Source organism: Ignicoccus islandicus DSM 13165 (assembly GCF_001481685.1).
GTDB classification, from domain to species: Archaea; Thermoproteota; Thermoprotei_A; order Sulfolobales; family Ignicoccaceae; genus Ignicoccus; species Ignicoccus islandicus.
On the sequence record NZ_CP006867.1, the window covers coordinates 21858 to 45175 of the forward strand.

Sequence of the window (23318 nt, forward strand, 5' to 3'; positions counted from 1 at the left end):
AGACACTAACGATAACCTTTGTGAAGCCTACTTAACTAGAACTCTTAATAAGTGATGTATGAATACAACTCCGGTAACGAGACTAAGGTGAACGAGCGTGTCATCCCTAAAGGTTGAAAGGCTTAACGCTCCCTCGAAGATGAACGAGAAATACGTCGAAATAGCTGGAAGAAAAATACCGATTGGAGGAAGACTACCGAAACCAAGAGAAAACGAAAAGCTATTGAAAGTAACTCAAAGTCTATGTCCTCATTGTTACAGACTACTGCCAGCAATAGTTGTGGAAAGGGAAGGTAAAGTCTATATTAGGAGAGAATGTCCTGAGCATGGGGAGATAGAGGAAGTATACTACGGTGACGCCGAAATTTACCATAAGTTTGAGAAATGGGAAAGAGACGGTAAAGGAACTTATTCGCATGTTCAATTAACGGCACCGTGTCCCTACTCATGCGGTCTTTGTCCATTACATCGATCTCACACAGCTCTCTTAAATATAGTTCTAACTAATAGATGCGATCTTACGTGCTGGTATTGCTTCTTCTACGCAGATAAGGCTGGGTATGTTTACGAACCAACATTGGAACAAATAAAGACTATGGTAGAGGCAGCTCTCAAACAAGGCGTGCCTCTAGCGGTGCAGCTTACTGGTGGCGAACCAACTCTACGGAAGGACCTTAGAGACATAGTGATTTTACTTAGGAAGATGGGTGTTAGACATATTCAACTTAATACACATGGAATAAAATTTGCTGAACTCTACCTTCAGGATAAAGAGAAGGCAGCTGAATACGTTAGGAGCCTAAGATACCTCGACGATGGGACGGTTGGAATAAATACTGTATACCTATCATTCGACGGTGTAACGCCTCAAACGAATCCCAAGAACCATTGGGAGGTACCCTATACTTTTGCGGCATTCAGAAAAGGCGGAATGACCTCAGTTGTTCTGGTCCCAACCGTCATAAAGAATTGGAACTTACACGAAGTTGGAGACATAGTCAGATTCGCAGCTTACAACATGGACATCGTTAGAGGCGTCAACTTCCAGCCTGTTTCTCTAACTGGTTTGATGCCTAGGAAAGAGAGAAACAACGCGAGAGTCACTATTCCCGACTTGATTAAGGCACTAGAAGAGCAAACTGATGGTCAGATAACAAAGGACGATTGGTATCCAGTTCCCGTGACCGTGGCCTTCTCGAGATTTATGGAGGCATTCAAATCCGATACTCCTCACTTTGAACTGACTAATCACCCTATGTGCGGTGCCGCCACCTATACGTATGTGGAAAGGAATGGCAATAAAGTCAGATTCGTTCCGTTACCGCGTTTCGTGGACGTGGAAGGACTTGCCGAATACTTAGAAGAGAAAACGGAGGAACTTCAAAAGGGCGGTCTCATAACGAAAACCAAAGTAGGATTGAAGATAATATATAATCTCAGGAAGTTCATCGACCAAAGCAAGGCACCAGAAGGCTTCGATTTCTGGAACTTGTTATACAATGTCTTAATAAAGAGAAACTACGAGGCACTAGGTAAGCTCCACTATCACTTACTCTACATAGGTACTATGCACTTCATGGATCTTTACAATTACGATGTTGAGAGAGTCATGAGGTGCAACATACATTACGGAAGCCCCGATGGAAGAGTCATACCTTTCTGTACATATAACGTATTAAATGACTTATATAGAGACTACATTATAAAGAAGTATAGTATGAGCCTTGAGGAAGCTAAGAAGGTTCTCGGCGATGACGCTTTACGAAAGTACGTCAGAAACGTTAAGTTGCTCCAGTCGGGCAATGAATACTTAGAAACCTATAGACCCTTCATGGATAAGATAAAGAAAGGAACAGTAGGGTCTACGCAACCCTCTTAAGAGGTAACGATTTAAAATCAGACCTTTTTACTATTCGAAGACCTAGTTCTTGTGCAAATTCACACGCTCTGCAAATAGTCCTACCTTTCGAAGTAGGAAAACCGCAAACGCTGCATTGACTGTGTTCACTTACGTAGCTTTTCGTCTCCAAGTTCTCAATCCACTTCAATAAGCTCGATGCGTTTGATTCACTAAATTGGAATAAATTTTCACGTATACGTGCGCGTAAGGAAGGCCTCGTGGTTATGTACGGACACTCTTCTGTTTGAAACGGGAAATTCTTCAAATAAGCGTATATTGCTACCTCTCTTTCCAGTACTCTCCTCAAAGGTTTTAACCTCCCTTGTGAGAGCTTGAGAACGCCTTCCCAATCACCCCTAAGTACGTTTAAGAGCGACGTGTGCACCTCGTCATCCAGAGTATGACCAGTCGCTACGAAATCCGCATTCAGAGCAAGCGCAGCCAAATCTATTATTCTCCTTCGCAAAACTCCGCAGTAAGTACACGGTCTCTCCTTACCAATCTTTATAATTTCCATCAGCGACTTACCGTATACGTCTTTAAAGGAGGTGACGAAGTATTGAATACCTAGTTCCCGCGCAAGTTTCGCAGCATTAGATATCTCAGTCCCCCTATCGTAACCTTCCGCCCCTTCAATTACAGTTACTGCCACGAGCCTTTCAGTGTCCCATACCTTCGCGCTAACGTCCATTAACACCAATGAGTCTTTACCACCAGATACGGCCAAGAGGACCTTGCTCCCCTTTGGAACTTTTTGGAACTCTTTGCGTACCCTCTTTAAAACGCTTTCAATGAAGTGGTTCTTACAGAGCGGGACCCTCTCAATAAAGTCGAGCGTTACTGCTTCTTCGGTGCATTTAATGCACCTAAACTTTAATCCCTCCAACCCCTATAAGACGGTGCGTCTGTAATGAGCGTCTAGGGAGTTTAATCGTGACATGGATCATATTCACTACGGCTAGTTTGGATGGTCGTATAGCTACAACAGAGGGTGATTCTAAACTTTCCTGCGAACATGATTTACAATTACTTCATAAGTTTAGATGTTGGAGCGACCTAGTCTTAGTGGGAGCTAACACAGCAATAGCGGACGACCCCGGTCTCTTTGTAAAGAGAATTAAGTGTAGTAGGCAACCATACCGTGGAGTGGTTGATGGTAAGTTAAGGATACCTACCAATTTGAGACTCTTTCGGGATCAACCTTGGTTATCAATGGTTGTGACTACTACCTATGGAATTAGATCGAACCCCACCAAATATAGATTCCTTATTAATAGAGGTGTGAAAGTAGTTATAGTTGGTAATGGACCTTCAATTGATATGAAGGAAGCTAGAATGAGACTAGAAGAAATGGGAATACGGAGAGTATTAATAGAGGGGGGTGGTAAGTTAAATTGGTCGCTAATTAAAGAGGACGTTGTGGACAGACTTGAAATCACTTACGTAGGAAGAGTTTTAGGAGCTGGTGTTCCTATTATAGATGGTGAAGGCTTTAAGAGAGTCTCAGAAGCCCCCTTATTTGCACCTGTCGATATTAGGATATGTAAATGTGGTAGATGTGTACACGTAAGTTGGATTAGGTCGTTTAAGTAGAAAGTTATTAGACACCATAATAATTTAACTTTGGAATACTCATGCATTTAATTGGGCGATATAAAGGTTGAGCGAGGGGATTAAGATTTTGAGTGAAGCTAGGGGTGAATGCATTCCCTCGCCGCTAGTTAACGCGATCGTCAGTGCTTATCAAATAGCCATAACGAAAGCCTTAGGTGCAGGAGCTAATGCCATGGCCCAGATGCTGCTAACAGAGCTAGGTGACTTCCTTTCGGATTACGTTGAAAGCGTTATAGGTGAGATGGATTACGAGGACGTAAAAGGAGCTGTAAGAAAGATTTTCCAAGAATTAGGTCTAGCTAAGGAAGTGAAGATCGAGGAGAAGGATGGTAAATGGGTAATCGAAGTTAGAGGTTCGGTCTTCATACCAACTTATAAGATCCTTGCTCAAAGGGGAATTCAATTCTTCACCTTAAGTCCAGAAGCATTACTCATTGCATCAATAATAAGGAAGAGTCTAAGAATCAAAGGCGATCAGAAAGCTAGAGTGAGAGTAAATGCAGAAACACCTCAAGATGAAGTATTGAGATTTGAAGTGCAGCAAATCTCAAGCCTCTAAGGGTCAGGAAAGTTTGAGCCTGGAACATTTATGGATGCGTAGAGTCCCCTCTGACAACCCATTGGTCTGTACCAAAGGTGAAGTCATAGGGGTAAGTGCCAATTTCAGCGCCTATGTAATTAGAAGCGATGGGAAGGTACTTTCAAAGATAGACTATAAATCGAGACTTGGACGACCTTGCATAGGTCAAAAGCTACTAGCTTTCCCCTCGAAAGATGCCATATTCCTTTTTGAACTATCTAAGGGAAAACCTGCCGGTATAATTCCCACTAAAGCGGGCCTTCACGAAACTTGTGCATTCGATAAATCTGAATCCTTATACACATCGGTTGAGAATATCCTTCTTAAACTTGAAAGAACGCCTGAGGGCAAGTATAAAATAGTTCAAAAGAAGGTTCTAATCGGAAACATTTTATCAATTGATTATAATAAGAAACTGGTCGTTGGAACGACCGAAGGTCTGTACATAGGCAAGAAATTCTTAAACATTGGAAGGGTGAACCATGTTAAAGTAGGTCCCTATATTGCCTCTTCTATACCGTATGGCTTCGCACTCTACGATTTTAATGGTAAGGAGATATTGGAAATCGATGACGTAGAAGTTAGCGGAATAGTCTGGTTGGGAGACTTGATAGCGATAGGGGACAGAAGTAGGAAGAGAATACTAATTATCGATACAAGTGGGAACGTCGTCCGAGAACTTAAATTTACTGGCTCCGTTAGGAGCTTTGATTGGGATGTAATACTGGTAGTAGCTCATAGGAAGAAAGTACACGCATACCTTCTCACTCCAACCAAGCATCAGTAATTTGGTATATCCAATCATCGGGACCTCTTCTCACGATTCTTCCCTTGACGTTTAGCCTTTTCTTAAAGAGGGGTGCGTAAATAACTAAAGTTTCCGCCTCACCCCCTTCAAATGCTGGATTGAACTTATACTTTCTCGAAAGTTCAATTATGAGTTCAATGTCATTCTGGGTAATTGGTCGACCTAGAAATTCTGGCCCGAGTCCCATACTAGCGACCCTAACGAGAATGAACTCGAATCCGTATCTGACGAGATTTCTCATATATTCTTCTTGGTTTATCTTCCAGATAGGGTTTATTACACGTAAGCCTAATTTTTGCGAGAGAAACGACATTCTCTGGCGTTGATAATCTGAAAGCAAGGCACCGGTAACCACGTGGGTGGCCCCGTTCCTCTTCGCAATCTCAAGTAGATCTATGATTAAGTCCTCGGAACCTTCCATAAAGTAGTTCCTTATTCCCATAGAAGCCGATTGGAGTTTCGTCACTTCGACTGCATTGAATTGAAGTAAGAGGGAATCTTCGGGAGGCTTTAAGGTAAGGGTACAACATATATCGATACCGTGAAGTACAGCCCAGTGTAGAGCGAAGATACTGTCCTTACCTCCAGAAAGTAAAGCAGCGGCTTTCAGAACACAATCACCGTTTGATCTTCAAGTATAGCTTTAATCACCCTTATTACAGAGTATACAAATATCTTACTTACAGTTGGGTCTTTGCCTAGAACTTCATAGATGGCTTCTATTCTAACATTCGCTATTGGACTTGATATCTTAACTTTATATTTAGAGCCTTCTACTTGACTATCTGCCACTATCTTTAACTTAATATCGCGTCCGGCGGCTAGCACGGCCGCCATTATTGTATTTATTCCATTTTTTATTCTCTTCAACTCTTCTAGAGCGGAGCCTTCATATAAAACTACGGGTACTTCCGCTGCATCGGGTTCGAATCCAGCTTCCTTCAAGACTTTTGCCAATACTTCGGGAGGTCTCCTAATTTCAATCTCAACATCTAAGTTCTGTAATGGCGATAATGCGCTAATTATATCCAAGCCTGGGATGGCACCGAATGGGACTATTATCTTACCTCCACTCAGTTTCGCGATTCTGGTTATTTCCTCGAAATATTTTTCATCAGCTAGAAGCGAAGCCGCTAATAGAACCACCTTATTGCCCCTTTCTAGGAATTTCGGTACTAGATCCTTCGCTTTGGACGCCCCGGCCATTTCAACTACAAGTGTGTAATTCTTCTTGAGGGCCACGTCTAAATCAATTATTTTGACCTTTTCGTTAGCTCGATTAATTTCGATACCAATGTTCTCGGTATCGATTACATCGATTGCATCGATGTTTAATTGCATCTCTTTTAACGTATTGATTGTTTCGATGGCAATGGGTGTAGTGCCTATTATTAGTATTTCCCCCACGGTTACTGCCCTTTCTATACTACGTCAGGAGTAGAGTATTATAAACTTGATTTTAATCCAAAGGGAACGGGTCGAGTAATTGTGGATAGGGAAAAGATTACATTGCTTGGCTTACTTCTGTACTATTTGTCTAACGGTAATCCTTGCGATCTAATGAATGATATTTCAGAGAGATTAAGGAAACTTGGTTTAATAGATGAGAATGGTATATCGAGGATCGCCGAAGGTTTAGTAAAGGAGCTACTTTCCAAGAAAGTTTCACTTAAAGGGATAGTTGTAAGCGGTAGCGGAGAGGGAAGATACTTCCTGTCCTTAGAAGGCTATCGATCGCAAATAAGGAATAGATTGGGCTTCGATCCCTATCCGGGAACTCTTAACGTTCTCCTAGATCCTGAGAGCATGGAGAGAAAATTCCTATTACTGACTAGACCACCGATAATTCTGAAGGGGTTTCGAAAGGACGACAGAACCTTCGGGGAAGTGTTAGCTTATCCAGCGCGTATCAACGGACTGTGGCCAGCGGCTCTAGTTATACCTTTAAGAACGCACCATCCGCCATCTATAATAGAGATAATTTCTCCTTACAAGTTGCGCGAGAAATTGGAGTTAAAGAACGGAGATTACGTTGCCATTGAAATCTATTAGCTTCTAAGCTTCACTTTGATTACCATATAACCTTTCGTACTCTCTGTTGACCGCTTCAAGAACCTGCTTCCACATTTCAAAGCTCTCCTTCCACTGCTCTTCATCAACCTTGGCGATAGCTGCTCCGGCATGTACCATTACGTAATCACCGGGTTCCACGTCTTCGACTAATGTAATGTCTACTTCAGCTTTGTTTCCGAAAACGTCAACTACGGCTACACCGTTTTCTCTATCTACTTCAATTATTTTCGCGGGTATACCTAGACACAAGCGTTTATCCCGATACGAAAACGAAGGAGTAGTGGTTTATAAGTTAGAATAAATTGTTTTTAGAAAAATCGAATAACTTAGGTTTAGTTCTTTCTACTCCTCCTTCTAAGACCTATCAAGGCAGCAGCTGCTGCCGCCATTAGTGCCGGGGCCGGAATTCCAGCAATGTATAGAACTATTTCACCACTTATGGAGCCACCGTTTGGCAAACTTATACTAAACGTTTGCGTATTTTCTCCACCAGCTTTGAAGGTCATTAAGGTTGAGGTTGAAGTTGATGCAACGCTTATTCCGTTGTCAGCTGTTACTGCTATGCCTAGGTCTAAAGACCACGTTCCAAACGCGGTAGGTGTTTGTGTAATGTCTATAGTTGTCGAGATAGGAACGTTCGGTACGCTTACTACTGACGAGGTTGACGTTACGTATTGGAATCCAAGTGGTCCGAGTAAGGTCATGTTAAGGGTGTAAGTATAGGTCATAATAATTCCTTGTGCACCGGGACTGAAAGTTAGAGCGATGTAGTTTTGCGAAGCTAATAGAAGCGCTGGGAGCAAGCTCATCAATACAAAGGCTCTCTTCATATTTAATCACTCTCACTATAAGGTTCTGTTACTAAACTTATTAAATGGATAGCAGGATTAGAGGGGTCGAACGGGAAGAGAGATTGAAAGTAAGAGTGGTTCTCGTCGAGCCCGAAGGTATGATAAATTTCGGATTCATAGTAAGGCTTTCTAAGAACTTTGAAATAGACGAGATAGCTGTAGTGAACCCCAAGTTTGATCCATTTGATGAGGAGGTAAAGCGTTTCGCAGCGCAAGGCGTCAACTACCTCTCAAAGGTCAAAATTTACAACACTGTCGAGGAGGCTCTAGAGGGATTCAAGGTATGCACCTCCGCAAAAGTTTCTCATGACGATCCTTTACGCCAACATGTCCTTCCCTGGGAACTTAAAGATTACATTGGGGACGCACAGATAGTATCTCTAGTTTTCGGTCGCGAAAGCGTGGGACTTAGGAGAGATGAACTTGAGAAATGCGATATATTAATGCATATACCAGCGTCTTCTTCGTATCCTGTGCTCAACCTCTCGCATGCCGTTGCAATAACCCTCTACGAGTTCTGGAAGCAGTTTAAACTGGAAAGGGGAACCTTACCTTCGAAGCCGTCAGAGGAAGATGTAAATCTATTTAAGTTAAATCTTGCAAACCTCGCTGAAACGTTTATCAAAGATGAAATGAAGAGAAGCAGAATTATTAGATTACTTGAGAATCTGGCGGCCAAATCTACGAGGTCGGAGCTGAGGGCATTGATATACTTTTTGGGAAAATGCAAGAGGGCAATTGAAGAAAAGTGCCATTAGCGACGTAGGAGTTAGTTAACTAGTTTAGAAGAGTGCCCTGTGATTTCAAAACCTTCTTTGAACGTATTTATTTGGTGAAACTATAATATGATAGACATCGGAAAAGTCCGTGAAATAGTCGATGAGTTTAATAAGGAACATGGTGCAGAATGCGAGGTTCTATCAGTTAGCGACCGTGAAATCGTAATTTCGTTCAAAGGTCACATATGTTTCACTTGCGGTACGTACGACTACTTTGAGGACCTTGCCATGCGGTTAAGCGAAGCCTTGTCTAAGGAATACGTTGTAGCCGAGTACCACCATAACGAGGATGGGAGTTATTTAGTTACATTTAGGCCTAAGAGTGAAGTTAAGGAGCGAAAAAGGGAAGTGCTGGTAATGATCTTCGATGAAAAGGGCAATCTATCGGAATCGCTTAGAATAGACCTAAGCGACCTTAAGAGAACATCAGACGAAGTAAGTAGAAATGTAAGTAGAAATAATAGTAATTGAAGGACTCCTCTGGAAAGTCGTTTTCAGATTATTTTAGAACGATGAAACTTAATCTGGCTAGTTGCTAATTTAAGAGGATAAAGCGGAGGCTATATTGCCTTACTTAGTGTAAAAAACTAAATGGTTATTGTTGACAAGGTCTCTCTAGGAACTTCTTCGCTTCCTCTACGTCCTCCTTGCTTGGAGCAGGCTCGTGGCAGAACCACCAGTCGAAGCACTCGTACTTCTGCATCCTCTCCTTCGCCTCTTGTTCGGTGCTTGCTGGCGGTATTATTACATGGTCCTTGATTATCTCGTTCTTCGGCCATCCGGCCGGGAAGGCCCTTCCCCATTTGTCGCTTAGTTGTAGGGCCTTCAGTAACCTTAGTATTTCGTCCATGTTTCTGCCGACGTTGAGCGGGTAGTAGAGTATCGCTCTAACCTTTCCTTCTGGATCAATTATGAATACTGCTCTTACGGTAACTACGCCACCTTCGGGGTGTAGCATACCTAGCTTCTTCGCTACTTCACCAAGGGGGTCCGCGATGATTGGGAACGGTATTTCGACGCCTAGCTTCTCCTTTATCCATTCCTTCCACTTTATGTGGCTGAAGCTATTGTCGACGCTTAGGCCTAGTAGCTCGGTATTGAGCTTCTTGAAGTCCTCGTACCTCTTTGCGAACGCTACGAACTCGGTAGTACATACTGGCGTGAAGTCAGCTGGGTGGCTGAATATTACTAACCACTTCCCCTTGTAGTCATCTGGTAGCTTCTTAGGTCCGTGGTCAGTGTGTACAACCATCTCTGGGAGTTTTTCACCGATTAAGGGTATTTGACCCGGCATCGCTCTCTCCGTTACTACTCTACGTTAACGGCGTTTAAATGTAGAAGGCTTCGGTTATACTTAGGATTTACTTTCGGATTATTGAAGAAACTTTCCTAAAAACTTTTAATCTTTTCAACGAAAACCCAATAAGATCCGTTCGAATTCATACGCGGGGACATAGTTTGGAGACGTTCTTCCTAGTACCGGTCTTCGAAAGATATAGTAAGTGGTTGTTATTCGAGATATCTAATGCCTATAGGTTGATAGGCAATAGATTAATACTCTCGGATGTTGAAGATGAGAGACTGGCCAAAGAACTTAGAAGTCGTGGAATTTTGGTTTTTAGGGAAGACTTCACGAAGGTGTTAAAGGAGCTCCCGAAACCCATAATAGTTCTCGATCCCAAGGCTAAGGTAAACCTCGATCCCGGAGAGGCCTCAAGTGGGACTATAATCATTGGTGGTATCCTAGGCTCTCATCCGCCTTTGGGGAGAACTTCCGTCCTCATTTCCTCTAGATTCCGAGGTTTCAAGGAATTTGTTTATTTTAGGAAAATAGGAGATAGACAGTTTACTATAGATGGTGCGCTGGCAGTTGCATGGCTCATAAGTCAGGGTAAAAAGTTAGAAGAAATAGAAGTAGTTAACGGTCTGAAAATAACCCAAAAACTCCCATTTGGTCTTCAAAGAGAGATAGAGTTGCCTTACGCGTACCCGAAGGTCAATGGGAAGTTATTCGTATCAAAAGAACTTCTGAATTACTTACTCACCAGCTAGTTTAGTATATAGAGTATCATGGGAAGATTAGAGAGGTCTAGGTGATACAACGAACTTACCTTCTTCAGTCTCTTCCTTCAATGGGGCAAGGCTAATCCATTTATCTCCCAAGCACTCGGAAGGTTCATCGTTTCTCGCGACGTTGGTGAGATCGCTTGGTGTGTACATAGGTTCACCAGTCACTTCAATCGAGTTCAATTTCTCAAATAGGGAATAAATGTCCTTAAGGTCTTCTTCGAGTCTCTTTAACTCTTCTTCACTTAATTTTAACTTCGATAATTCAGCCGCTCTTCGTGCATCTATCATTTCTCACACACCTCTTTAGCCCACTTAAGGTACTCTGGAAGGACGTAATCAGCTTCTACTGCAATTATTTCTGGAACTTCATAGGGATGGAGGTTTCTCAGCTCATTGATAGCTTCGCTGGCTTTCTCTTTAGGAACTTTTAAGACGAGTACAGTTTCCTCATCCTCTTGTAATTGGTCTTTCCAAATGTAAAAACTCTGTATTTCTCCGAGAACCCATGCACATGCTACCAAACGTTTTTCAACTAAAGTCCGTGCAATCTTTTTGGCATCTTCCCTATTTGGGAGTGTTGATATTATTATCATCAATTTGATCTCCATGAGTTTTATCCTTCGAGGCATCTAATCTTTTGTGATGATGAAGTTCGTGGTATGCTTCGAAAAGTTCTTCCAACAATTTCGCCACCTTTAAAGTGATCGGTGTTACTGGTTTCCTATTCTCTAATATCTCTATGACCTCTTCTCTTTTAATTGATATACCGTAGGTCCTCTTGTAGAGGGTCATGAATTCTTCGAGTAACTCCTCGAACTTCTCTTCAACTAGTCTCCTTTTAGATATCCCGATTCTTTTCATCTTCTATACCATTACAACCTTCTAAATAAACCTCATTAAGTTCTCACTCTCGGGTAGCGTTGACGTGTTCGTTGTACTAACCGGTACTGCAGGTTCTGGTAAGAGTAACTTGACAGCCGCTCTGGCAAAGTGGATGGTAGATGAGGTAGGGTTGAAAATAAGCGTAATGAATCTAGATCCAGGAGCTGAGGTACTACCTTATACACCTGATTTCGATATTAGGAATTACTTTACAATTGAAGAAATAATGAAGAAGTACAAGTTGGGTCCGAACGGCGCCTTCTTAAAGGCAGCTGAGCTACTGCGTCAGTATGAGCGAGAGATACTCAAAAGTAAACCAGTGAAGGGATTCTATGACTACGTTCTCGTTGACACGCCTGGCCAGCTAGAGATGTTCATGTTTAGACCAGAGGGCACACACATAATGAAGCGATTGGAAATGGTAAAACCAGTATTGATTGTTTACGTTGTAGACGGATCCCTAGCTGACCACCCTGAAGATCTCATGACTTCTTACTTGCTTAACTTAATATTGCAAACGAAAGCAGAGTTACAAGTAATAACTGTTGTTAATAAAGTAGATTTACTTAACGACGCTGCGAGGGAACAAGTCAGAAAGTTAATAGAAACTCCCGAACTCTTTGCCAAGGAAGTGGCTGACAAGGTAGGAGGAATTGCGGCCGATATGATACTCGACTTAGCGCAAGTTGCCGAAAAGTACTCTCCTTCAGCCAGAGCTATTATGGTTTCAGCACGCACGTTAGAGGGAATGAAGGAACTTTACGACGTAATTCACGAAATATATTGTAGTTGCGGTGATCTAACTTGAAGTGTGTTAAGGCAATAAGTCACGGAGGCGCATCAATTCTCAATGCAATACCTACTGGTATTGGTTCGGCCTTCGCTTTGAACTTAAACGTTGAAGTTGAGGTTTGCGAAAGCATGGAGAATCACTTTCCCTCGCATGCTATTGAAGAAGTGTACAACACTATCAAGGCGAAGTATTGTCAACAACTACAAGCAGTAAGCGTTAAGGTTAGGTCCGAAATACCTGCAGGAGGGGGATTGAAGTCTTCGTCTGCGGTCACCAATGCTACAGCCGCAGCTTTAAGTAAGTTGTGCGCACTAAAGGTTTCGCCATATGAAATACTGAGACTTGCTGTGGAGGCCTCAAAGAAAGCGAGAGTTACAATAACGGGTGCTTTAGACGATGCCGCTGCGAGTCTTCTAGGAGGCTTAGTGATTACGAATAATCATGAGATGAAAATACTAGATAGGATGGCACTTCCCGAGCTACCTGTGATAGTAATCCCTAGATCAGGTCGTCGGTACGGCTTTGAAGAAATAAAAGACAGGTTGTCTAGTTTAAAGAGTCAATTTAAAGTAATTGAGGAGAGACTTCTTGATAACAAAGATTTATGGAACGTAATGACACTGAACGGAATCCTAGTTGCGAGCGCTCTTGGTTACTCAACCGAACCAATAACGCAAGCTCTCAAGAGAGGTGCAATAGCAGCATCAATTAGTGGTAATGGCCCTTCTTACGTTATTGTCGCAGAGAAGGATAATTACCAAGAAATTTACGAGTTATTTAAAAATGAAGGCGCTGTCCTTAGTAACATTACTAACGAAAAAGCCTATTACGCTGACTAAATCCGAAGAAGTAAACTCTTAACTTAATTTCAAAGAGCAGAACGACTGGTTGGTGAGAAATGGTTTGCGTTGTAGTCCCCACAGATGATGGAAAAACAGTTAAATTGGGTCACTTTGGAGATGCGAAGAAGTATTTACACTATGTGAAAACTGAAGACGGATGGAAAGTCGTGAAAGAGATACCTAATCCGTATTCTGAAGAAGAAGAGCATGTTCATAATACCTTGGAGAAAAGAAAGGAAATCCTCCGTCTAAATAACGATTGCGACGTCTTCGTCTATACATTCTTCGGACCGGGAGGCGAAAAGTTTATGAAAGAACATGGAAAAATTGTGGTACACGTCGATCCAAAGACGACTATTGAAGAGGCGCTCAGAAAGGTCGAGCAAATTCTAAGCGGAGTAGCACACTAGTCATGGATATATATTAGCTTCAGAGTATTGTCCTCCACACCCTCGATTTTTGCAAAGCCTTTTCTGATGAGCTGGATTGTATGAGCTCTTACTTCAAAGGCCTTTTCTTCTACGTAGCCTACGGAAAACCCCTTCTCTGGATACCATACCATTGCCTTATTCTTTCCTTTAACCCATTGAATTATTTCTAGCTTTCTTTGCCTAGCGTATTCTAAGTCTTTAGAAATAAGCTCTAACACAAGGCGAGAATTTTCGATATCGAATCCAACTATCTTGAAATTCCCTAGCTCCATGAGTCGTACTTCTCCTTGCTTCTTCATAACTTTTCTGAGATCTTCTTTCTCTATATATATCACATCGTTAGGACCTACTACGTACTTCCTACTTCCCATCTCCGGAATTTTTGGATGCCATGGAATCTCAGCGACTAGTTCTTCATTACTCTTAATGTAAGCTTCTACGGGATCTTCGATATACATTATACGAGGGGATTCCGGATCTATTATTTTCCTATTTATTGCAGCTAAGTTGTCGAAACTAATGCTTGCGTCACTAGCCTTTATTCCTACATCTATCATTATCTCTCTGATAGCCTCTGGAGAAAACCCTCTCCTCCTTAGCCCTCGTATCGTTGCAGCTCTCGGATCATCTCCTTTAATTCCCAACTCCCTTAACTTACTCTTAGATAAGATAAATCCTTCCAGTTTCAATCTACCGAAGTGTATTGAAATAGGAGGCGTCCATCCCATATATTGAAAAATGTAACTCTGTTTAGTTTCGTTCTGTCTATGTTCTCTGGCTCTCAGTACGTGAGTTACCCCCATCAAGTGGTCGTCTATGGCAGCTGCGAAGTTATATGTGGGCCATAGCCAGTACTTGTCGCCCACAAGTGGATGGGGGTGTTTCCTTGGATCTATTATTCTGAAAGCAACCCAGTCCCTAACCGAAGGATCTGGATGAGACATATCTGTTTTTATTCTAACAACGGCCTCACCTTCTCCATAGGCACCTTCCAATATCTTCTCTAGCCTCTCCAAATGCGTTTCCGGTAGTTCCTCTCTGTGAGGACATGGCCGTCTTGAGTCTTTGTACTTTTTCCATTCCTCATTAGTACACGTACAGACGTAAGCTTTTCCTTTTTCGATGAGTTTCTTGAGAATATCGTAATATATTTCCATTCTATTGGATTGATAGTATATTTCATCGGGCTTGATGCCCAGCCATTCGAGGTCCTCCACTATTGCTTCATATGCATCAGGCAAAGGTCTCTTGGTCCTCGGATCAGTATCCTCGAACCTTAGTATGAACTTACCCTTATACATTCTTGCGTATTCGTGACTTAGGATTGCTGGTCTGGCGTTACCTAGGGTCATATAGAAGTCGGGATTCGGTGCGAAGCGAGTTACTACTTTCCCCTCTTCAGCATTGGGTAGTGGCGGCAATCCTTTCCTAACTTCCTTCTTTCCTTCAGTTAGTGCCTCTGGGTATCGTTCCTTAAGGAGCCTCTCTTGCTCCTCAATTGATAACGAGTTCACTTCATCTATTACTTCTCGAACAATAGGAATGATTTCCTTCACTTTCTTCCTTAAGTCTGGATTTTCAGCGAGCATAGCGGTTACTACTGCTTTTAGTTGAGCTTTACCGCCATGAGTATACGCGTTTTTAAGTGCATGCTTAAAAGCGAGTTCTCTAATTTCGTTCACTTTTTGACGCCCAAGTAGGTTTCATTAAGTGCTATAAATAGCATTCAAAGCCAGATAATTCAATTAACACCTTTTTTAAATCCCCACTGAACTCCAAGGAGGGGTTCAGAGCCTTGTCGGCAGTTGAAGCTGGACGCGTGGGAATTAGGGGCGTGGAACCGCCCAAGATAGCGTGCGACGATCCTGAATGTCCATGGCACGGACATCTAAAGGTGAGGGGTACCATCTTAGAAGGTATTGTTGTAAAGAAGAGGATGCAAAAGGCTGTTGTAGTTAGACACGAGTATTTGTACTATAACAAGAAGTACCAAAGATATGAAAGAAGGAAGAAGAACATCCACGCACGATTACCTCCATGCTTAGCTAACGAAATAAAGGAAGGCGACGTCGTAGTTATCGGCGAGACGAGGCCATTGGCTAAAAGCATAAGCTTCGTTGTGCTCGGTAGGAGGAAAACTGGAGGTGAAGAGTAATGGTAAAAGCAACGGCGATAAAATCTAGGAAGAAGATAACAACTGGTCTCCAAGTTGGTTCATACGTAAAGGTTACCGATAACAGTGGAGCTAAGGTAGCTCAAATTATTGGTGTCCCGGGATATCATGGACGCTTAAGGAGGATACCGCCGGCGGGCGTTAGCGACATGGTTGTCGTAACTGTCAAGAAGGGTACCCCAGAGATGCGTCATCAAGTCGTTAGAGCCATTGTAGTGCGTCAAAAGAAGCCTTTCAGGAGACCCGACGGAACGTGGGTTGCGTTCGAAGATAACGCAGTGATAATAGTGAACGAGGACGGATCCCCCAAAGCCTCTGAAGTAAGAGGACCTGTAGCTAGGGAAGTTGTAGAGAGATGGCCACGAGTAGGAAACGTTGTAAGCATAGTGGTCTGAGGTGAAGATCATGCCCTTGATAAGTTCGAAGAAACCCTCGAAGCAAAGGAAGTTCTACTTCAATGCACCCCTCCACTTGCGCCACAAGTTCATGAATGCTCCATTAAGCGAGGAACTCCAAAAGAAATACGGTGTTAAGAGACTTCCCGTCAGAAAGGGCGATACAGTAAAAATTGTGAGAGGGAAGTTCAGGGGTCATGAAGGAAAGGTAGCGAAGGTAGATTTGAAGAAAGTTAGGATTTACGTAGATGGGGCAACGATTGAAAACAGTAGAGGGGAAAGAGTATTCTATCCGATACACCCATCTAAGGTTATCATTACTAACCTAGGAGAAGTGGATAAGGTTCGCGAAAAGATAATTAATAGGAGGAAGAGGTGAGTCCGAGATGGCTCGAATGGGTGGTAAGAGACACTTAAAGAGACTAGCTGCACCTGCCTTCTGGCCTGTTCCAAAGAAGGAGGCAGTATGGGTCGTAAAACCAAGAGCTGGTCCGCATCCGCAATTTGAAAGTATACCACTACTTGTTCTCGTGAGAGATGTACTTAAATTGGCAGAGACTTCTAGAGAAGCTAGAAAGATCATATCCGAAGGTAAAATCAAAGTAGATGGGCGCGTACGAAAGGACTATAAGTTCCCGGTAGGTAAAATGGATGTAATAGAACTCGTGGGCGCTGATAAGTATTACAGAATGGTTCCATACCCAACAAAATACCTCATTCCAATCGAAATAGACGCAGAGGAAGCCAAGTTAAAGCCTGTAAGGATTGAAAATAAGACCACCGTAAAGGGTGGTCATATACAATTAAACTTGCACGATGGAAGGAACATATTAATCAAGGTAAGCGATCCTAGAAACCCTGTCGAAGCGCAAGACTACAAAACGTTATCTACCTTGCTAATAACTCTTCCGGATCAACAAATTCAGAAGATCATACCTATGAAGGAAGGTGTAATTGCTATAGTTAGCTCCGGTAGGAACGTGGGCAGAGTAGGGCGCATTGAAGGTATAGAGGCTGGTATGGGAAGGAAGGAGACGTTAGTAAAAATGAGGGATGTACATGGAGAAGTTTTCTATACTGTTATTGATTACGTCTTCCCAATAGGGGAAGAAGAACCTATAATAAAATTACCTGAAGGTGCGTGGAAATGAGTACTGAAATAGGCACTCTAGAAGTCCCAATTCCACAAGAGAAAGTCAAAGAGATTATCGAAAAGTGGACCAGCCAACCTATGTTGAAGCCCAAGCTAGCGAAGGTTACGGTAAACATCGCTCTAGGAGAAAGCGGCGAGAGACTCGAAAAGGCTTACGAACTGCTTGAGGAGCTAACTGGACAGAAACCTGTCAAGAGGGCTGCAAAGAAGACTATTAGGACATTTGGCATTAGAAGAGGAGAGAACATAGCAGTCATGGTCACGCTTAGGGGAGAGAAGGCAATAGACTTCTTGAAGAGGGCTCTAGAAGCAGTTAACTGGAAGATAAAGGCATCGAGCTTCGATGAGTTCGGCAACGTTGGGTTTGGAATAAAGGAACACATACAAATACCAGGAACTAAATACGATCCTAGAGTAGGTATCTACGGTATGGACGTTATAATAACGTTAGAGAGAGCGGGTTATCGAGTAGCCAGGAGAAGGAGGGCCAGAAGCAAGATACCTAGAAGACACAGACTAACTAAGGAAGAAGGTATGGTTTACCTAGCTAAGGAATTTGGAGTAAAGATAGTGTAATCGTCTTAAAATTGGGCAGAGGTTAGCCCAAGAGGGTGGTGTAGCATGGCGAAGTTCAGGCCACCTAAGGAGAGGAAATTTGGAAGGGGTGCGAGGCGCTGCCAAAGGTGTGGTTCACAAGATGCGGTAATCACGAAGTATGGACTCTATCTATGTAGGCAATGCTTCCGAGAAGTCGCACCAACTTTGGGTTTCAAGAAATACAGGTAAGGTGATAACCGTGGTGATGTTGGATCCCCTAGCCAATGCGCTCAACACTATCTATCAAAACGAAATGAGAGGCAATAAGGAAGCAATAATAATGCCAGCATCTAAGTTAATTGCTAACGTCTTAAGGGTTATGCAACAAGAGGGGTATGTTGGAGAAATAGAATATATTGATGATGGAAGATGGGGCAAAATCAGAGTCCAGTTATTGGGTAGAATCAACAAGTGTGGTGCTATAAAGCCTCGTCAACCACTGAGCTATAATGATCTACTAAGACTACCGGAGTGGGTCAGAAGGTTCTTGCCATCGAAGGACGTCGGTATACTAATACTAAGCACCTCCAATGGATTAATGACTCACAAACAAGCGTTGGAAAAGAGAATAGGTGGAATAGTGCTAGCATATGTCTATTGAGATTGCCTAAGTAATTTGTATATTTTAAATTCTCTACCAAATTCAAGGAAAAGTAGATATAGATGCATGATATACTAATACTTGTGAAAATGTTGGAAGTTTCTTCTATAATGAAGGAAAATTTAGTTTCGTGCGAACCCAACTGTAAGATTGAGAAGGCTATCAAATTAATGGCCAAGAACGATGTAGGTAGTGTTGTTGTTGAGAGAGGAAGACTTGTAGGAATATTTACTGAGAGAGATCTCGTTAAGGCTCTTTCTAAGGGCGTATCGCTAGAAGCGCCAATTCGTGAGGTCATGTCAAGAGATCCTATAGTTGCACTAAAAGACGAGAGTTTGGAAAGCATCGTTCATAAGATGCTTGAGCGCGGCGTAAGACACATCCCTATAGTTGATAGTGAAGGACGACCTATTGGAGTAATAAGCCTGAAAGACGTTGTAAGGAAACTTTATATTGATTGCGGAAATATATGATTTTTCAGTTCTCTTAATCTGAAAATAGTAACCTCTGTAAGAGCACATGCTAGTGCAGCAACGCTCCGCGCGACTTTCCGAATTCTCTTAGGATCTTGTAATAATCTCCAAGCCCATTCGAGACCTAAATTGTATATTATGTCAGGCGCTCTCTTCTCTACTCCCGCAACCATCTTGAGCGCTCCACCCACTCCTATGGCTAATCCTACCCCTCCTTTCTCTAAATATGGACTAAGGGCATCTATCAAGAGCTCTTGTTTGGGAGGACCGAGTGCGATAATCACCACCGAGGGCTTTAATTCCAAGATCAAGTTACCTATAGATTCTATTTTCTCGCGTTCGCGACGAGGATCTAATGGTACCTCACCTGGATCGAAATAAAATAATGGTGCATCTGGGAATTTATTGCGCACTTTTTCAAATATTTCATTTGACGCACCTACTATCAAAGTTCTTACTTTGTTCCGTTGCACTTCTTCAAGAAGTCTGAATATTAGTCTGCTACCGGGAGCTTTCCTTAGTGGAATTTTTCCATATTTGAGCCTTAATAATAGATAGACCCAGTGGCCGTCGATTACAGTAGTACCTCTATTTAACGCTTTCTTGTAATCTCTTAAACGTAAAGCCCAATAAATTATTTCCATATTTATCGTATAGACCTTTTTCCCCACATCAAAGGTTAGTATTCCTTCTCCTTGGGGATTGGTTATAGTAACCCCACATATTTCGAGAACGTTCTTCATGATAACTCCGTAAACTGTACAGTAAACGAGAATATTTAGGGAAATAATATTATGAACAATCTACTTGAAAAACATGTGTCTTACCGTCTTTTTGACTAACTTCTTACTCACATATCTTGCATAAATGCTAGGAGGTATTGTACCCCTAACTATTTTTACCTTACCTTTTAATATCGAATCTATTACTGAATATGGATCGAGTTCTTCTACTTCTATAATGTTATGCGCAGCTGCAACCATTTCGACCTCATGTGCATCGCTATTCGATACGATGGGTTTCCCAAGAGTTTTAGCAGTCGCTATGGCTCTCTCGTTTACTTTCCTAGGTGCTCTAGCGTTCCATCCCTCTATTGCATCCATATCTAGATCGTATATTAATTCACCGCAACCGTATCTTCTTTCATCGTAGGGATGAGCCGGTATGTAGAGACAGTTGTTCTTCCTCGTCCATTCGTAAAGCTTTACAGCGTCAATTGGGTAGTTGTCATCGTCTAGGACTTGAGGACAGAGGACCAGTATGTCCATTAATTTTCCCGAATATCTAGCTCTAACCTCATTACCGTATAGTACTACTAGCTCGATGCCTTTATCCTTTACATATTCGATTGCCTTCTTAGACCCCTTAAAAGTATTGTGGTCTGTGATTGAAATTGCCTTAAGCCCTTTCTCTAAAGCTGAGTGAATCATTTCTTCTACTGTATTTAATCCATCGCTATACGTTGAATGCATATGTAGGTCAGCCTTGATTTTTGGCACATTTAGAACCCAGTAGAAAACGCTTTTGCGATTAATTTGCATTTGTTCGTTTATGCGAAGATGTAACATTTAAACCATCGTTAGGAATTCAAACGCATATAAGTAATTGATTGGGTGTGTTAGGTTATTATGTGTTCCGAGGTACTCACTTGCCTTTACTTAATATTCGTTATCAAACACAATGGTCGAGAGGGGGTATGAGAAGACGTGATGCCGCTTCTAGGAGTCGTAGGTAAGACTAACGTAGGTAAGTCAACTTTCTTCTCTGCAGCAACCATGGTAGAAGTTCCAATAGAGAACAGACCTTTCGTTACCATAGATCCTAACATAGGTATTGGGTACGTTAGAGTACCTTGCGTGCATGTTAAGTTGGGCTTACCGCAATGCAACCCCATTGACGGTTTCTGTATGAAGGGTTGGCGATTTATCCCGGTTAAATTAATGGACGTTGCTGGACTTGTTCCCGGTGCCTCCGAGGGGAGGGGTCTAGGAAGCCAATTCCTTGAGAAAGTTAGTCGAAGCGATGCCTTACTTATAGTAGTAGACGCGTCTGGCAGTACTGATGAAGAGGGAAATCCAGTTCCTCCTGGATCTCATGACCCAACTGAAGACGTTAAAATTCTGCTTGAGGAGTATGTAAATTGGATGTTTTCTCAAATATTAAAAGACTGGAAGAGCTTTAGTATGAAGGTCGACACCAGCGGTGAATCTATTGAAGACGCCCTATATAAGCGTCTAAGCGGCTTCAAGGTGAAGAGAGATCAAATTAAGTTAGCTTTAGATGAATTATCGCCGCCATCCAAGCTCTCCAAATGGTCCCAAGCTGATATAAAGAGCTTTATCGATAAAGTTGTTGAGTTTAAGCCCAAGGTAATTGTAGCTAACAAAGCGGACTTACCGCAAGCGGAAAGCCTCATTGAACGATTGAAAGAGCAACTCCCATACAAAGTTATTCCAACATCTGCAGCTGCAGAGATGATACTTAGGAAGGCGGCCAAGGAAGGGTATATAGAATACGTCCCTGGTGATGCCGACTTCACTGAGGTTAAGACGTTAAGTCCCAAACAAAAGAAGGTACTTGAGACTATTAGGAAAAACGTCTTAGAAAAATGGGGATCTACTGGTGTTGTACAGTCTCTCAATACAGTTGTATTCGATGAAATGGATATGACAGTGGTGTATCCGGTACATGATGTAAATAGATATACAGACACCGAAGGTAGAGTATTGCCAGAAGCCAGACTCGTCAAAAAAGGTATAACAGTCAGGGAGTTCGCAGGCCTAATACACTCTGATTTTCAGAAGCACTTTCTATATGCAATCGATGCATTATCTTCACGAAAGCTTGGCGGAGAGCATAGAATTGATAGGGAAATGGTTATTAAGATAGTATCCGCCAAGAAGTGAATGTTGACCGTATAGTCAGCAAAGAGATAATAATCTCGACCCGGAAGTTAGGGTGAGAAACTAGCGTGGTGTGCCGCCATGGAAACTGTTAGTACCCCAAGACGACAGTTCTTGAAAAAAGCGCTAGCAGCTGGTGTACTCGCGGGAGCGCTTGGAAAGGTCAGCTGGGCAGAAGCAGTTGATATGATGGCTGAGGCGGTTAGGAAAGGTAAGGTCAATATCGTTTGGTGGGAAGCACAGAGTTGCACTGGCGATACCACTTCTCTGATCCAAGCCACGGATCCCGATTTAATAGAAGTCTTAACTGGTGCCATCCACCTAGCCGGACCTGGAACCGTTGGTCTCGCCTTCCATGATACTGTAATGCCGGAGTGGGGAGAAGGAGCCATAGAAATATTAAAGATGGCTGAGAAGGGAATGTACGATCCGTTCGTATTAGTTCTCGAAGGATCCGTTCCAGATGAGACGCACGCTAGGAAGTACTGTAAGGATCCTAACAGATGCGGATACTACTGCTTCGTAGGAGAGGAGAATGGTAGAGTGATAACATGTACTGAGTGGATAAGGAGACTTGCCAAGAGGGCGGTTGCAGTAGTAGCTGTTGGTAACTGCGCCTCTTATGGAGGCATCCCAGCCAATAAGGTTCTCGAACCTCCCCCAGGATGGAGTTACCCCAGTTGGAGCTTAGCGCCGACTGGCGCCGTCGGATTCTTCGATGACCCCGTAAGGGGCTACAAAGGTCTCATAAGCAGGTACGCTGATATGCCCGAATTTGAACCTTATTACAATTACATATATAGGAATTGTGAACCTAAGCTTAGCCCAGATAGCGATTGCAAACCCGCTGTTGCAGTACCCGGATGCCCAGCTAACGGTAACGGCATCCTAAGGGTTCTAGTACATATGGTTCTAGCTGCCCTCTATCCAAAGATAGTTCCTCTACCAAAGGCATCTGAGTGGTTAGATGCCTACTCTAGGCCTAAGTACATCTTCGGTCACACTGTACACGAGCAATGCCCAAGAGCTGGGTTCTATGCAGCTGGTGACCTCAGACAAGAGCCTGGAGACAACGATGCCAAGTGTTTATTCGCCGTAGGATGCAAGGGTCCGGTAGCAAACTGTCCATGGAACAAGTTTGGATGGGTAAACGGCGTAGGTGGACCAACGAGAACGGGCGGTGTATGTATAGGCTGTACTATGCCCGGCTTTAGCGATGCCTATGAGCCGTTCTATAAGCCACTACCAGCGCCGGCAGCACCCAGCGTACCTACCGCTTTAGCCACCACTCTAGGCGCGGCGGCAATTGGTGCAATTGCAGGGTATGCTATGTCTAAGAAGCATGGTAGCAAGAAGTGAATGTATTGTTTATAATTCTAGGTTACGTGAAGGGAGGTGAT

Annotated in this window: 33 protein-coding genes; 21 read left to right on the plus strand and 12 right to left on the minus strand. The window is 42.8% G+C overall.

Translation table 11 applies throughout. The annotated features are described in order from the left end of the window. The first annotated feature begins 139 nt into the window (after positions 1–139). Positions 140–1879, plus strand: coding sequence for a tetraether lipid synthase Tes (gene tes / locus EYM_RS00130; protein ID WP_075050544.1), 1740 nt, complete (start codon positions 140–142; stop codon positions 1877–1879). Here tes and EYM_RS00135 read toward each other — a convergent pair. Next, the gene (locus tag EYM_RS00135; RefSeq protein WP_083494946.1) at positions 1863–2786 is read right to left on the minus strand and encodes a TIGR00269 family protein; all 924 of its coding nucleotides are present in this window, start codon (positions 2784–2786) and stop codon (positions 1863–1865) included. The two genes, tes and EYM_RS00135, sit on opposite strands and share 17 nt — an antisense overlap. 47 nt (positions 2787–2833) lie before the next feature. Between EYM_RS00135 and EYM_RS00140 the strand changes: the two genes are divergently transcribed. The 3 genes from EYM_RS00140 to EYM_RS00150 all read left to right on the plus strand — a co-directional run bounded on the left by EYM_RS00140 (position 2834) and on the right by EYM_RS00150 (position 4881). Next, positions 2834–3493 carry a dihydrofolate reductase family protein gene (locus EYM_RS00140; RefSeq protein WP_168050128.1) on the plus strand — a complete coding sequence of 220 codons (660 nt, stop codon included), beginning with the start codon at positions 2834–2836 and terminating at the stop codon, positions 3491–3493. A gap of 88 nt (positions 3494–3581) precedes the next feature. Further along, positions 3582–4073 carry a hypothetical protein gene (locus EYM_RS00145; RefSeq protein ID WP_075049118.1) on the plus strand — a complete coding sequence of 164 codons (492 nt, stop codon included), beginning with the start codon at positions 3582–3584 and terminating at the stop codon, positions 4071–4073. 13 nt (positions 4074–4086) lie between these two features. Beyond that, the gene (locus EYM_RS00150) at positions 4087–4881 is read left to right on the plus strand and encodes a hypothetical protein (RefSeq protein ID WP_075049119.1); all 795 of its coding nucleotides are present in this window, start codon (positions 4087–4089) and stop codon (positions 4879–4881) included. Here EYM_RS00150 and EYM_RS00155 read toward each other — a convergent pair. After that, positions 4859–5512, minus strand: coding sequence for a diphthine--ammonia ligase (locus EYM_RS00155; protein ID WP_075049120.1), 654 nt, complete (start codon positions 5510–5512; stop codon positions 4859–4861). The two genes, EYM_RS00150 and EYM_RS00155, sit on opposite strands and share 23 nt — an antisense overlap. Beyond that, complete coding sequence (locus EYM_RS00160) at positions 5509–6309, minus strand: aspartate dehydrogenase domain-containing protein (protein WP_075049121.1); 801 nt, start codon at positions 6307–6309, stop codon at positions 5509–5511. Before EYM_RS00160 ends, EYM_RS00155 begins: the two co-directional genes overlap by 4 nt. 81 nt (positions 6310–6390) lie before the next feature. Between EYM_RS00160 and EYM_RS00165 the strand changes: the two genes are divergently transcribed. Further along, positions 6391–6954 (plus strand): DUF120 domain-containing protein, encoded by a 564-nt coding sequence (locus EYM_RS00165; RefSeq protein ID WP_075049122.1) that lies wholly within the window; start codon positions 6391–6393, stop codon positions 6952–6954. A gap of 3 nt (positions 6955–6957) precedes the next feature. Here EYM_RS00165 and EYM_RS00170 read toward each other — a convergent pair whose 3' ends face one another. Together EYM_RS00170 and EYM_RS00175 are read right to left on the minus strand one after the other, a co-directional pair. Next, positions 6958–7224, minus strand: coding sequence for a HypC/HybG/HupF family hydrogenase formation chaperone (locus tag EYM_RS00170; RefSeq protein WP_075049123.1), 267 nt, complete (start codon positions 7222–7224; stop codon positions 6958–6960). Positions 7225–7307: 83 nt separating this feature from the next. Then, a complete protein-coding gene (locus EYM_RS00175) occupies positions 7308–7805 on the minus strand; it encodes a hypothetical protein (RefSeq protein WP_075049124.1) in 498 nt (165 codons plus the stop codon). 83 nt (positions 7806–7888) lie between these two features. On the opposite strand from EYM_RS00175, the gene EYM_RS00180 reads away from it, so the two are divergent. Both EYM_RS00180 and EYM_RS00185 read left to right on the plus strand, forming a co-directional pair. Continuing rightward, positions 7889–8584 (plus strand): TrmH family RNA methyltransferase, encoded by a 696-nt coding sequence (locus EYM_RS00180; protein ID WP_168050132.1) that lies wholly within the window; start codon positions 7889–7891, stop codon positions 8582–8584. A gap of 87 nt (positions 8585–8671) precedes the next feature. Continuing rightward, the gene (locus EYM_RS00185) at positions 8672–9076 is read left to right on the plus strand and encodes a hypothetical protein (protein ID WP_075049126.1); all 405 of its coding nucleotides are present in this window, start codon (positions 8672–8674) and stop codon (positions 9074–9076) included. Positions 9077–9200: 124 nt separating this feature from the next. Here EYM_RS00185 and EYM_RS00190 read toward each other — a convergent pair whose 3' ends face one another. Beyond that, a complete protein-coding gene (locus tag EYM_RS00190) occupies positions 9201–9899 on the minus strand; it encodes a peroxiredoxin (RefSeq protein WP_075049127.1) in 699 nt (232 codons plus the stop codon). Positions 9900–10063: 164 nt separating this feature from the next. On the opposite strand from EYM_RS00190, the gene EYM_RS00195 reads away from it, so the two are divergent. Next, positions 10064–10657: a hypothetical protein gene (locus EYM_RS00195; RefSeq protein ID WP_075049128.1), complete on the plus strand. Its 594-nt coding sequence runs from the start codon at positions 10064–10066 to the stop codon at positions 10655–10657. A 27-nt stretch (positions 10658–10684) separates the two neighbouring features. On the opposite strand, the gene gatC is transcribed toward EYM_RS00195, so the two are convergent. Genes gatC through EYM_RS00210 form a run of 3 tightly spaced genes read right to left on the minus strand, consistent with a single transcriptional unit; the run spans position 10685 to position 11536 of the window. Beyond that, positions 10685–10963 carry an Asp-tRNA(Asn)/Glu-tRNA(Gln) amidotransferase subunit GatC gene (gene gatC, locus EYM_RS00200; protein WP_075049129.1) on the minus strand — a complete coding sequence of 93 codons (279 nt, stop codon included), beginning with the start codon at positions 10961–10963 and terminating at the stop codon, positions 10685–10687. Next, a complete protein-coding gene (cutA, locus tag EYM_RS00205) occupies positions 10960–11268 on the minus strand; it encodes a divalent-cation tolerance protein CutA (RefSeq protein WP_236943416.1) in 309 nt (102 codons plus the stop codon). Before cutA ends, gatC begins: the two co-directional genes overlap by 4 nt. Further along, positions 11240–11536 (minus strand): hypothetical protein, encoded by a 297-nt coding sequence (locus EYM_RS00210; RefSeq protein ID WP_075049131.1) that lies wholly within the window; start codon positions 11534–11536, stop codon positions 11240–11242. Before EYM_RS00210 ends, cutA begins: the two co-directional genes overlap by 29 nt. Before the next feature lie 64 nt (positions 11537–11600). Here EYM_RS00210 and EYM_RS00215 point away from each other — a divergent pair, with 64 nt between their 5' ends. Genes EYM_RS00215 through EYM_RS00225 form a run of 3 tightly spaced genes read left to right on the plus strand, consistent with a single transcriptional unit; the run spans position 11601 to position 13602 of the window. Next, positions 11601–12365, plus strand: a complete 765-nt coding sequence (locus tag EYM_RS00215; RefSeq protein ID WP_075049132.1) for an ATP/GTP-binding protein — start codon at positions 11601–11603, stop codon at positions 12363–12365. Beyond that, the gene (locus tag EYM_RS00220) at positions 12362–13189 is read left to right on the plus strand and encodes a shikimate kinase (protein ID WP_075049133.1); all 828 of its coding nucleotides are present in this window, start codon (positions 12362–12364) and stop codon (positions 13187–13189) included. Before EYM_RS00215 ends, EYM_RS00220 begins: the two co-directional genes overlap by 4 nt. A gap of 59 nt (positions 13190–13248) precedes the next feature. Further along, complete coding sequence (locus tag EYM_RS00225; protein WP_075049134.1) at positions 13249–13602, plus strand: NifB/NifX family molybdenum-iron cluster-binding protein; 354 nt, start codon at positions 13249–13251, stop codon at positions 13600–13602. On the opposite strand, the gene EYM_RS00230 is transcribed toward EYM_RS00225, so the two are convergent. Next, the gene (locus EYM_RS00230; RefSeq protein WP_075049135.1) at positions 13599–15305 is read right to left on the minus strand and encodes a glutamate--tRNA ligase; all 1707 of its coding nucleotides are present in this window, start codon (positions 15303–15305) and stop codon (positions 13599–13601) included. The two genes, EYM_RS00225 and EYM_RS00230, sit on opposite strands and share 4 nt — an antisense overlap. Before the next feature lie 113 nt (positions 15306–15418). Here EYM_RS00230 and EYM_RS00235 point away from each other — a divergent pair, with 113 nt between their 5' ends. The 8 genes from EYM_RS00235 (at position 15419) to EYM_RS00270 (ending at position 19015) form a co-directional block, all read left to right on the plus strand. After that, positions 15419–15778 (plus strand): 30S ribosomal protein S17, encoded by a 360-nt coding sequence (locus EYM_RS00235; RefSeq protein WP_075049136.1) that lies wholly within the window; start codon positions 15419–15421, stop codon positions 15776–15778. Next, positions 15778–16191 carry a 50S ribosomal protein L14 gene (locus EYM_RS00240; RefSeq protein WP_075049137.1) on the plus strand — a complete coding sequence of 138 codons (414 nt, stop codon included), beginning with the start codon at positions 15778–15780 and terminating at the stop codon, positions 16189–16191. The genes EYM_RS00235 and EYM_RS00240 overlap by 1 nt, the downstream gene beginning before the upstream one ends. 10 nt (positions 16192–16201) lie before the next feature. Next, positions 16202–16570, plus strand: a complete 369-nt coding sequence (gene rplX / locus EYM_RS00245; RefSeq protein WP_075049138.1) for a 50S ribosomal protein L24 — start codon at positions 16202–16204, stop codon at positions 16568–16570. Between the two features lie 7 nt (positions 16571–16577). After that, positions 16578–17342 carry a 30S ribosomal protein S4e gene (locus EYM_RS00250; protein WP_075049139.1) on the plus strand — a complete coding sequence of 255 codons (765 nt, stop codon included), beginning with the start codon at positions 16578–16580 and terminating at the stop codon, positions 17340–17342. Then, positions 17339–17920, plus strand: coding sequence for a 50S ribosomal protein L5 (locus tag EYM_RS00255; protein WP_075049140.1), 582 nt, complete (start codon positions 17339–17341; stop codon positions 17918–17920). The genes EYM_RS00250 and EYM_RS00255 overlap by 4 nt, the downstream gene beginning before the upstream one ends. A gap of 45 nt (positions 17921–17965) precedes the next feature. Beyond that, entirely contained in the window at positions 17966–18130 is a 165-nt protein-coding gene (locus tag EYM_RS00260) for a 30S ribosomal protein S14 (protein ID WP_075049141.1), read from the plus strand. 16 nt (positions 18131–18146) lie between these two features. Next, positions 18147–18542, plus strand: a complete 396-nt coding sequence (locus tag EYM_RS00265; RefSeq protein WP_420806578.1) for a 30S ribosomal protein S8 — start codon at positions 18147–18149, stop codon at positions 18540–18542. Between the two features lie 62 nt (positions 18543–18604). Next, positions 18605–19015 carry a CBS domain-containing protein gene (locus tag EYM_RS00270; RefSeq protein ID WP_083494951.1) on the plus strand — a complete coding sequence of 137 codons (411 nt, stop codon included), beginning with the start codon at positions 18605–18607 and terminating at the stop codon, positions 19013–19015. Here EYM_RS00270 and EYM_RS00275 read toward each other — a convergent pair. Together EYM_RS00275 and EYM_RS00280 are read right to left on the minus strand one after the other, a co-directional pair. Beyond that, complete coding sequence (locus EYM_RS00275) at positions 18991–19758, minus strand: WecB/TagA/CpsF family glycosyltransferase (RefSeq protein WP_075049143.1); 768 nt, start codon at positions 19756–19758, stop codon at positions 18991–18993. The genes EYM_RS00270 and EYM_RS00275 overlap by 25 nt on opposite strands. Before the next feature lie 60 nt (positions 19759–19818). Further along, positions 19819–20514 carry a PHP domain-containing protein gene (locus EYM_RS00280; protein ID WP_075049144.1) on the minus strand — a complete coding sequence of 232 codons (696 nt, stop codon included), beginning with the start codon at positions 20512–20514 and terminating at the stop codon, positions 19819–19821. A gap of 210 nt (positions 20515–20724) precedes the next feature. On the opposite strand from EYM_RS00280, the gene EYM_RS00285 reads away from it, so the two are divergent. Both EYM_RS00285 and EYM_RS00290 read left to right on the plus strand, forming a co-directional pair. Next, complete coding sequence (locus tag EYM_RS00285) at positions 20725–21921, plus strand: redox-regulated ATPase YchF (protein WP_075049145.1); 1197 nt, start codon at positions 20725–20727, stop codon at positions 21919–21921. Between the two features lie 78 nt (positions 21922–21999). After that, entirely contained in the window at positions 22000–23277 is a 1278-nt protein-coding gene (locus EYM_RS00290; protein ID WP_075049146.1) for an NADH-quinone oxidoreductase subunit B family protein, read from the plus strand. Positions 23278–23318: the final 41 nt, after the last annotated feature.